The 6,688-nt window shown below is 75.0% G+C and carries 8 protein-coding genes; 3 read left to right on the top strand and 5 right to left on the bottom strand.

What is annotated here, in order from left to right; translation table 11 throughout:
- Nucleotides 1-432: 432 nt before the first annotated feature.
- The 3 genes from G5C65_RS28520 to G5C65_RS28510 form a co-directional block, all read right to left on the bottom strand.
- Nucleotides 433-1,692 carry a cytochrome P450 gene (locus G5C65_RS28520; RefSeq protein WP_165301916.1) on the bottom strand — a complete coding sequence of 420 codons (1,260 nt, stop codon included), beginning with the start codon at nt 1,690-1,692 and terminating at the stop codon, nt 433-435.
- Nucleotides 1,693-1,759: 67 nt separating this feature from the next.
- The gene (locus G5C65_RS28515; protein ID WP_165301915.1) at nt 1,760-2,530 is read right to left on the bottom strand and encodes an alpha/beta fold hydrolase; all 771 of its coding nucleotides are present in this window, start codon (nt 2,528-2,530) and stop codon (nt 1,760-1,762) included.
- Between the two features lie 235 nt (nt 2,531-2,765).
- Nucleotides 2,766-3,572 carry an exodeoxyribonuclease III gene (locus tag G5C65_RS28510; protein WP_165301913.1) on the bottom strand — a complete coding sequence of 269 codons (807 nt, stop codon included), beginning with the start codon at nt 3,570-3,572 and terminating at the stop codon, nt 2,766-2,768.
- 116 nt (nt 3,573-3,688) lie between these two features.
- Here G5C65_RS28510 and G5C65_RS28505 point away from each other — a divergent pair, with 116 nt between their 5' ends.
- Nucleotides 3,689-4,171, top strand: a complete 483-nt coding sequence (locus tag G5C65_RS28505) for a GNAT family N-acetyltransferase (RefSeq protein WP_165301911.1) — start codon at nt 3,689-3,691, stop codon at nt 4,169-4,171.
- 49 nt (nt 4,172-4,220) lie between these two features.
- Here G5C65_RS28505 and G5C65_RS28500 read toward each other — a convergent pair whose 3' ends face one another.
- A complete protein-coding gene (locus tag G5C65_RS28500; protein WP_165301910.1) occupies nt 4,221-4,922 on the bottom strand; it encodes an ACP S-malonyltransferase in 702 nt (233 codons plus the stop codon).
- A gap of 91 nt (nt 4,923-5,013) precedes the next feature.
- Here G5C65_RS28500 and G5C65_RS28495 point away from each other — a divergent pair, with 91 nt between their 5' ends.
- Nucleotides 5,014-5,550 carry a DUF1269 domain-containing protein gene (locus G5C65_RS28495; RefSeq protein WP_165301908.1) on the top strand — a complete coding sequence of 179 codons (537 nt, stop codon included), beginning with the start codon at nt 5,014-5,016 and terminating at the stop codon, nt 5,548-5,550.
- 89 nt (nt 5,551-5,639) lie between these two features.
- Here G5C65_RS28495 and G5C65_RS28490 read toward each other — a convergent pair whose 3' ends face one another.
- A complete protein-coding gene (locus tag G5C65_RS28490; protein WP_165301906.1) occupies nt 5,640-5,915 on the bottom strand; it encodes a YciI family protein in 276 nt (91 codons plus the stop codon).
- A 23-nt stretch (nt 5,916-5,938) separates the two neighbouring features.
- Between G5C65_RS28490 and G5C65_RS28485 the strand changes: the two genes are divergently transcribed.
- On the top strand, nt 5,939-6,688 hold a 750-nt coding region (locus G5C65_RS28485; RefSeq protein WP_165301904.1), incomplete at its 3' end, for a Crp/Fnr family transcriptional regulator.

The raw sequence follows: 6,688 nt of genomic DNA, 5'->3' as shown, positions 1-6,688 counted from the left end.
CGCCAGGGGACGGGGGCCTCCGGGGCGTGCGGGGGGTCCGCGGGCCCCGTGCGTACGTAGACGTTCCCGTGGACCACGCCGCTCTGCACGGCCGGTCCCCGCACGTCTCCGGACACCTCGTTGCGCCCGCCGTCCTGCTGCCCCCGCACCTGCCCCCCTCCGCGCGGCGTACGCCCCGCGCCTGACACCCATCATTTCCGCACATGTGATCCCTAGCCGTACACGTGCGCGTGACATGGCTCTCCCGGTACCAGGGAGAGCGCGGCCGCCGCGCCTCAGGTCGCGTACGCCATCGCAACCGGTGAGAGGAGGGGATCCGGATGCTCGCGGGGCTCCTTGGCTGGTCCTGGCAGTGAGGGCCGGTTGACGGCCCGCCGTTGAGCGGGCTCCGGGGCTCCCGGGAAGCACCCGCCCGGGAGCCCTCCGCTGTGCTCACCAGCACAGCGGCAGCGCCTTCACGCCGTGGATGAAGTTGGAGACCAGGCGCCGCACCGCGCCGTCCGGGCCCGTCACGCGCGTGTACGGCGGCAGCACCCGCGCCGCCTCCTCGTACAGCACCCGCAGCTGCAGCCGCGCGAAGTGGGCGCCCAGACAGACGTGCGGGCCCTCGCCGAAGGCGAGATGGGGCTGGGGGTCGCGGGTGAGGTCCAGCGTGTGCGGCTCGCGGAAGACGCGCTCGTCGAAGTTCGCGGAGGCGTGGAAGACGACGACCTTGTCGCCCGCGCGGATCGGCCGTCCCGCCAGCTCCACGTCCCGCACGGCAGTACGGCGGAAGGTGAGCACCGGGGTGTGCCAGCGCAGCAGCTCCTCCACGGCGCGCCGCACCCGCTCCGTGTCGCCGTGCTCCACCCGTTCGCACAGTTCGCGCTGGAGGTCCGGATGGTCGGCCAGGGCGAGCAGGCCGCCCGGCGCCGCGCTGCGCACCGTGTCGTTGCCCGCGACCGTCAGCAGGAAGAAGAACATCTCCAGCTCGGCACCGGTCAGTTCGTGCGCGAGCGCGGTCAGCACGTCGTCGGCGGGCCGCTCGCGCTTGTGCGCGGCCAGGGAGCGCGCGTAGTCGAACATCTCGCCGAGCATCGCGGGCGAGCGGGGGTTGGCGGGGCGGCCGTCGGGCCCCGGGACGGTGACGGCCTGTTCGGGGTCCTGGTAGCCGATGATCCGCTCGGTCCAGCGCAGCAGCAGGCCGCGGTCGCCCGCCGGGACACCGAGCAGGTCGGCGAGGTTGAGCAGCGCGTAGTCGTCCGTGACGGCCTCGACGATGTCGACACGGCCGCGCTGCCGCCCCTCCTCGCGGGCCGCCGTGAGCAACCGCCGCGCCCGCGCCCGTACGTCCGCCTCGAACCGCTCCACCCGGCGCGGGGTGAACGCGCGGCTGACGAGCGTGCGCAGCCGGTTGTGCGCGGGCGGGTCCTGGTTGAGCATCATCCGCCGGATGAACGGCAGGTCCTCCGGGTCGGGGTCGCGGATCTGGGTCGCGCCCGTGTACGAGGAGAAGGCGTCCGGCGAGCGCAGCACCCGCAGCACGTCCGCGTGCCGGGTCACCGCCCAGAAGCCGGGTCCGGGCGGCCAGCCGAGCACCTCGTACTCGCGCTGCCAGGCGACCGGGTGCGCGTCGCGCAGCGTGCGGAACGCGGCGTGCGGCAGTCCGGCAGCGTAGATCCGGGGATCGAAGACGTCGGGGACGCCGGGCACACCAGGGACGCCGGGGACGCCGGGGACGGCACCGTGCCCGCCCGGGTCCGCACCCGTGCCCGGGTCCTCACTCGTCCGCACGCAGGAAGTCCTCCATCGCGCGGACGAGTTCGAGTGGGGTCTCGTCGGCGGGATAGTGCCCCGCGCACGGCAGCTCGACGAGTTCGGCGCGCGGATACCACGCCAGCCAGGTCGCGCGCATGGCCTCGGCGTTCAGCTCCGGGTCGTGCGCGCCGACCACCACCCGCACGGGCAGCTCCGCGCCCTCCACCTGGTCATGGAAGTCCTCGTCGGCCCAGGAGCCGAACCAGGCGCGGAACGCCTTCGGGGCGCTGCACCGGGCGGACTCGCGCACCATCCCGTCCAGCCAGGCGGCCGGAAGGCGGTTCCCGGTGGTGATGTCGATGATCGCCCTGCGGTTGTCCGGCCGCTCGTCGGCGTGCGCGAAGAGATCGCGCGTCTCCTCGTTGAACTGGAGCGCCCCGGCGGGCACCGGCGCGATGCCCACCATCCGGCGCACCCGCTCGGGCGCCACGGTCAGCACCCGCTGGATCACCTTGCCGCCCATGGAGTGGCCGACCAGCGAGAACCGCTCCCAGCCGAGCGAGTCGGCGAGCGCGAGCAGATCGGCCGCCGCCTCGCTGGTGGTGAACTCCCCCGCGGTGTCGCGCAGCTCTCCATAGCCGCGCAGATCCGGGAACACGTAGCTGAACGCGGTACGGTCCAGCGCGTCCAGTACGCCCGCGTACGCCCCGCGGTCGGCAAACCAGCCGTGCACGGCGATCACACGGTGCGGGCCCTCGCCGACCCGGACGTGCGGCAGTACGAGCGGAGCCATGAGCCACCTCCCCACCGGGCAGGGCCTCCGTGCCCCGCCCGCGAGCCTCACAGTGCCGCCGCCCCCGCGCACGCCGCAAGACCGCGTGCGGCCGTCACGACGATCGCCCCGGCGATCGCCCCGGCGGCTCGCCCCGGCGATCGCCCCAGTGGCCGTCCCGGCGCGCCCGGCGGCTCGCCCCGGCCCAGCCCAGGACCGCGGGGCCGTCGACAAGCACGATGCGCGGTCGGCGGACTCAGACGCCGAACGTCACCGAGACCGGGGCGTGGTCGCTCCAGCGTTCGGCGTGGCTGGCGGCCCGCTCCACCTCGGCCTTCACCGCGCGGCGCGCGAGACCCTCGGTTGTGCACACCAGGTCGATCCGCCAGCCGGTGTCGTTGTCGAAGGCGCGGCCCCGGTAGGACCACCACGAGTACGGCCCTCCGACATCCGGGTGCAGGGCGCGCACCACGTCCGCGTAGCCCCCGTCCGCCGGGTCGAAGACCCGGGAGAGCCAGTCGCGCTCCTCCGGGAGGAAGCCCGCGTTCTTCCGGTTGGCGCGCCAGTTCTTCAGGTCGGCCTCGGTGTGCGCGATGTTCCAGTCGCCGCACACGGCCACCTCGCGGCCGTCCGCCGCCGCCTTCTCGCGCAGCTCGCGCAGATACGGCAGGAAGGCGGCCATGAAGCGCTCCTTCTCGTCCTGCCGCTCCGTGCCGACCTCCCCGGAGGGCAGATAGAGGCTGGCGACGGTCAGCCCGCCCGGCAGGTCGGCCTCCACGTACCGCCCCGACTCCGCGAACTCGGCCGCGCCGAACCCCACCCGCACCCGCTCCGGCTCGGCCCGGGTGAGGAGCGCCACACCGGCGCGGCCCTTGGCCTCGGACGGGGCCCATACGGCGTACCGGCCGTCCGGCTCGCGGACCGCGTCGGGGAGCTGGTGCGGCTCGGCGCGGACCTCCTGGAGGCAGACCACGTCCGCGTCGCCGGCCGCCAGCCACTCCACGTAGCCCTTCTTGGCGGCGGCCCGCAGCCCGTTGACATTGACGGTCGTCACCTTGGTCACAGCTTGCTCCATTTGCTCTACTCGCTCCGCAGGCAACCCTGCCACAGGGCCCGCTGTGCCCGACCTCACACGGCGGGCCCGGGATGGGGCCAGGAAGCCCTCATACGATGCGCAGCATGCAGATCGTGCCCGTGCCCTTCGACCATCCCGACGCGCTGAAGCTCAACGAGATCGTGCTGGAGGAGTACGCCGTCCGCTACGGCGACCCCGAGGGGGACGCCACGCCCCTGGACCCGAGGATGTTCGCCTCGCCGCGCGGCCTGTATCTGATGGCGTACGACGCACAGTCCCGCCCGGTGGCCACGGGCGGCTGGCGCTCGATGGACGGCGGCGAGGAGAACTACGCGGACGGCGACGCCGAGATCAAGCGGATGTTCGTGGTGCGTCAGGCGCGGGGGCAGGGACTGGCCCGCCGCATACTCGCCCTGCTGGAGGAGGACGCCCGCCAGGCGGGCCGCGTCCGCATGGTGCTGGAGACCGGCATAGAGCAGCCGGAGGCGATAGCCCTCTACACCTCCTCCGGCTACGAGCCCGCCGCCGAGAAGTTCGGCTACTACCGGCACCACCAGGAGAGCCGCTGCTTCACCAAACGGCTGTGACCGGCACCATCCCGTGACCGGCACCCACCCGTGACCGGCACCCGCCCCGTCACCCGGCGGCGCGCGCCGCCTCGGCCGCCTCCGCCAGCCCCTGCTCCTCCACGGAGACGGCCCGCACCGCGGCGGAGCCCTCCGTGAGGAGCGCGGTCAGCGTGCGGCCGGGCGGCAGCTCCACGCAGAGCGCGGTCCCCTCGGCGCGCAGGACCGCCACCACCTGCTCCCACAGGACGGGCAGCGCGACGGAGCCCGCGAGGTCGTCGAAGACGGCGTTGGTGTCGGCCCGCAGACAGCGCCCGAGGGTGCCGCTGACGTACGGCAGGGCCTGCGGGCGGCGCTTGACGGTGGCCAGGTGCTGGGCGAGCCGGATGGCGAGGTCCGGCGGCGGCTCCTCGGCGCGCTCCAGGAGCTCGGCGCGGAGCCGTACGGCGCGCAGGGCCTCCTCGAAGGTGAGCACCCCGGAGGCGACGGCCGCGGCGTACCCTCCCAGCCCGTGTCCGGCGACGCAGGAGGGCCGCACGGCCTCGTCCTCCATCAGCGCCCGTGCGCCCGCGACGCCGGCCGTGAGGAGTGCGACGTCCCGTGCGACCTGGGAGTTCTCCAGCGCCTCTGCGGTGTCCAGCTCCGCGATGCCGCCCGGGTGCCCCCACTCGGCTTCGGCGAGCACGGTCGCGGAGGCCGCGGTGTCCGGCAGCCGGTGCAGCATGCCGGGGCGCTGCGCGCCCTGCCCGGGGAAGAGAAAGGCGATGCTCATGCGCTCATCCTGACCCACGTTACGCGCGCGCAGCACCCGTACGCGGCGCGGGGAAGATGCCCGGTGCGCCGACAGCCCGCAAGGTGGGCGTATGACGGAAAACATCCTCCTGTGCGACTTCACCCGCCGGGGCCGCGACGCGGCCGCGCAGGCCCTCGCCGACCTCGGCACCGCCCACGACCGGCACGAGCTCAAGCTGCGCGAGGCCCGGGTGATCGCGCGGGACGCGGACGGCGACGTCGAGGTCCCGGCGGACGTGGACCACACCGGCACCGCTCCCGGGTTCGCGGTGGGCGGGCTGGTCGGCGCGCTGGTCGGGCTGCTGGGCGGCCCGGTCGGCGCCCTCATCGGCTTCGGCGCCGGCGGGCTGCTGGGCGGCAGCCAGGACGCCCGGCGCGCGGCCACCGCCAACGCGGCCCTGGAGGAGCTGACGGACGAGGTGCCGCCGGGCAGCACGGTGCTGGTCGCCGAGGTCGGCGAGACGTCACCGGAGGCGGCCGACCGGATCCTCGGCCCCGGCGTGCACCGCTACGACGCGAAGCGGCTGCGCAGAGAGCTGGAGGCCGCCCTGTCGGCCCCGGACGCCGACGGGAACGCGCACGGGCAGGACGACGGCTTCGGCCAGTAGCACGGTGTTCACCGTGTCGCCCGGACGGCGGCACGCCGCGCGACCGCCGCACGCGCCGCCGCTGCCACATGGTGCAGCCGAACAGCCCGTCACCCCGGGTCCCCGGCCGGGCCCACCACCGGCCGCCAGGTGCACACGCGCACGACCTCCACGCCAGGGGTGCGGTAGTAGGGGTCGGCGGCCAGCAGGCGGTCGAGCTCCGCGCGGTCGCCGGGGAAGACGAGCAGCGCTCCGGAGTCGTCGTCCCAGGGCCCGGCGGCCAGCAGCCGCCCCTCGGCGTGCAGCCGGGCGAGGATCTCGCGGTGCGCGGCGCGGGCGGCGAGCCGCTCCGGGGTGCGGCTGAAGGCGAGTTCGAGTATCTGCATGGCCGCGACGTTAGGCTCAGGACATGGCCGGGTCTGTATCAGCCGATACATCAGCGGATACGGCGGCTTCCGCCGGGGCGGCCGGAGCGGCCGCGTGGCGTGAGCTGCGCCGGGTCCCCCTGCTGGCCGCCGTTCCGGACGAGCGGCTGCGCACCCTGTGGGACGTGTCGGTGGGCCGCAGCGCACCGGCGGGAGCGGTGCTGCGGCGCGCGGGCGAGCCCGCCACACATCTGCTGGTGCTGCTGCGCGGCAGTGTGGCGGCCGGCCAGGACACCGGCGCGGGGCGGATGGTGCGCTTCGGCGAGTGGGCCGGACCCTGCGCGCTGGACAAGACCGCGGTGTTCGACGGCAGCGGCCACAGCGCCACTCTCACCGCGCTGTCGGACTGCGCGGTGCGCTTCGTACCGCGCGCGTACGTGCTGGCGCTGACCGACGACGTGCCGCAGGCGCGGCGGCACGTGCTGCGGACGCTCGCCGCCCAGGTGCGCGCCGGGCGGGCGGAGTTCACCTGCCGGTCGACACTGTCCACCGAGGCCCGGCTGGCGCTGTGGCTGCTGGAGGCGGCGGGGGACGGCGGGCGCGTACCGCTGCCCACCCATCAGGCGCTGGCCGAACGGCTGGGCGTCACCCGGGTGACGGTGAGCCGCACTCTGGGCAGGCTGCGCGCGCAGGGGCTGCTGTCCGCCGGCCGCCGCGAGGCCACACTCCTGGCCCCCGAACTGCTCGCCCTGCGCGCCCGCGGCGAGCGCCCCGCCGAACCGCCCCCCGTCCTG

The organism is Streptomyces boncukensis, assembly GCF_011045075.1.
In the GTDB taxonomy this organism is placed as follows: Bacteria; Actinomycetota; Actinomycetes; order Streptomycetales; family Streptomycetaceae; genus Streptomyces; species Streptomyces boncukensis.
This window is presented reverse-complemented; position numbering and strand designations above follow the sequence as displayed.